The sequence below is a fragment of the Flavobacterium sp. genome, from assembly GCF_052437795.1.
Taxonomy (GTDB): domain Bacteria; phylum Bacteroidota; class Bacteroidia; order Flavobacteriales; family Flavobacteriaceae; genus Flavobacterium.
Genome location: NZ_JBQVPA010000011.1, coordinates 1 through 2,914, shown reverse-complemented (window position 1 = coordinate 2,914; position 2,914 = coordinate 1). Strand labels below are relative to the sequence as shown.

The 2,914-nt window shown below is 55.4% G+C and carries 1 protein-coding gene; it reads left to right on the top strand.

Annotated elements, in window-relative coordinates; translation table 11 throughout:
• Positions 1 to 2,914: T9SS type B sorting domain-containing protein (locus tag ACT6R0_RS18585; RefSeq protein ID WP_444667439.1), on the top strand; the 2,914-nt coding region annotated here is incomplete at both ends.

Genomic DNA, 2,914 nt, shown 5'->3' with positions numbered 1-2,914 from the left:
GAGCTCATCGTTAACCCGCTTCCGGTCGCCAATGCCCCTGTTCCGTACACGCTTTGCGACTACAATGATCCCGGTGATGAGCAGGAAGTATTTGACCTGAACACCAAGATAGACGAGATCATCACTACGGCAGATGGCCCGCAAAGTGGTATCATCACCACGTTCTACCACAGCTACGACGACGCGGTGGCAGGCATCAACTTTATCCAGGACCCTGAAGCCTATACCAACAATGGCGCAGTAGAGACGATATTCGTAAAAGTAGAAGTTGAGGAAACAGGCTGCTACAGGATCGTACTTCTGGATGTACGGGTAGAGCCGCTTCCGGTACTGGTGCCACCAACAGCAGATGAGCTGACGGTATGTGATACCACAGGCCTTGGAATAGGCGTATTCGACCTTGACGCCCTTGTAGAGGACATGGTCAACGGCGCGCCGGACCTTGATGTTAGCTTCCACCTTACCAACCAGGACGCCATTGATAATGTGAACGCCATCCCGAACACGGATGCCTACCAAAATGTAGACCCTTTCCTCCAGTTCCTTTATGTAAGGGTGGAGAACACGGTTACCGGCTGTACCAATGCGGTGCCTTTGCAGCTGACCCTTGTAGTCTCGCCTGCGCCAATGGCCCCGGAGGACCTTGAGGACCTTGTACAGTGCGATGACACGGACAACAACGGCCAGGACAACAGAGCCTATTTTGACCTGACACAGCAGGATGCGGTGATACACACGGCACTGGGCACTACCCCGGCTACCTTGACGGTACATTACTTTACCAGTGAGAACAATGCCAACAACGGCGCACCAAGGATCACCAACCCGTCCAACTACTATGGTACCGGTGGGCAGACCATCTGGGTAAGGGTAGAGACACCGGGCACGGAATGCTTCAGCGTGACCAGCTTCAAGCTGGAGCTAAACCAGCCACTGCAGCTGACCACACCGAGCATGCTTATCCTTTGTAATGAAAGCCTTGAGCCGAACGGGAATGATGGGCAGACAGAATTCGACCTTACAGTAAAGAATGACGAGATACTGGGCCAGTTCGGCATAGGGCAGGGCATGAGCATAACCTACTTTGAAGTAGACCCAAGGATGACCACAGGAGCAACGCCGATAGCTGACCCAACAGCGTACACCAACCCGGCACCGCCGCAGGGCAACCCGAAAACACTGTACGTGATGGTGACCACACCGGAAGGCTGTAAGAGCTACACCACGCTGACCATCAAAGTGCTTCCGTTGCCGGAGCCGGACCAGGATGTAGAGCCGCTGGTACAGTGCGATGTGAACAACTCCCCTGACGGGCAGGAGATCTTCGACCTTACCGATGCGGAGGCCGACATCAGGAACAACGACTTCAACATGGTGCTGACCTACTATACCAGCGAGCAGGATGCCCTGGACAGGAACGACCCGATAGAGAACTTTACAGCGTACAACAGCGGGAACGCCACGATATGGGTACGGGCAGAGGCCAATACCGGCAATTCTCAAAACCCCGTATGCTTTACGATAACACATTTTGAGCTTATCGTAAGCCCGCTCCCGGCACTTGGAGAGAACGGCGACGGTGTTATCGAGCCGTATGCGATATGCGAGCAGGACACCGACGGCATCGCTACCTTCGACTTCAACACCCACATGGAGGAGATACTGGGCGAAGGCGTGAACCCTGCGGACTACACCATCAAGTTCTTCCGCAATGCGGCCGCACAGGCGGCAGGCACGGCCCTGCCGTACATCTACACCAATACCAGCTCACCGAACGTGCAGAACATCCTGGTAGAGGTAAGGAACAACGAGTCGGAGTGTGTCACTACAGCGCCGCTGACACTGTTGGTGGAAGAAGCCGCGACAGCCAACCCTGTGACCGAAACGTTCTTTGAGTGCGACTATGACGGTACCAACGATGGTATCTTCACTTTTGACCTGACGCGTGCCGATGATGATGCCCTTGGCTCACAAAGCCCGACCGACTACAGCGTGAGCTACTACACCAGCCAGGCTGATGCCGAAGCAGGCACGAACGCTATACCGACCCCGACGGCCTACCAAAACACCACATCGCCGGACTACCAGATGATATGGGTAAGGGTGACCAACGAGTCCACCGTAAGCGGATGCTATGAGGTGACCACACTGGAGCTGTTCGTAGAGCGCATCCCTGAGCCGAGCCTTGCAGGGGGCACGATATGTGTTGACTTCAGGACCCAGGAAGTACTTCGCGACCACACCATGGACAGCGGCCTTGATGCGACCCATACCTTTGTATGGTACCACGACGGAGTTGTGATACCGGGCGCGACAGGACCAACATATACGGCCACAGAAGCCGGAGAATATACAGTAGTGGCGACCAGCGCTACCGGATGCGTGTCCGACCCTATCGCTGCAGTAACAGTAGAGCGCAGCGGCCCTGCCAGCCCAATAGGGCAGGGGTATGTAGTGAGCAATGCCTTTAGCGACGGGCAGACCATCGTAGTGCTTGCCGAAGGCTATGGCGAATACCAGTACCAGCTTGACAACGGCCCATGGCAGAACAGCAATGTGTTCAACAACGTATCGGCCGGCCCGCATGAGGTACACGTCCGCGACATAGCTACGGACAACCCATGTGATGAGTTCAACCTGCAGCTTGATAATGTGAGCATCATCGACTACCCGAACTTCTTCACACCGAACGGTGACGGTTACAACGACACCTGGAACATCATCGGGATGTGGGGCGATGACTTTGCGGGCACGAAGATCTACATCTTCGACCGCTACGGCAAGCTGCTCAAGCAGCTTAGCCCTGCCTTTGAGAGCACAGGATGGGACGGTACCTACAACGGCGCGCCAATGCCGGGCGATGACTACTGGTTCACCGTTACCTACCGCGAAGGCGGCGTGACAAAAGAGTTCA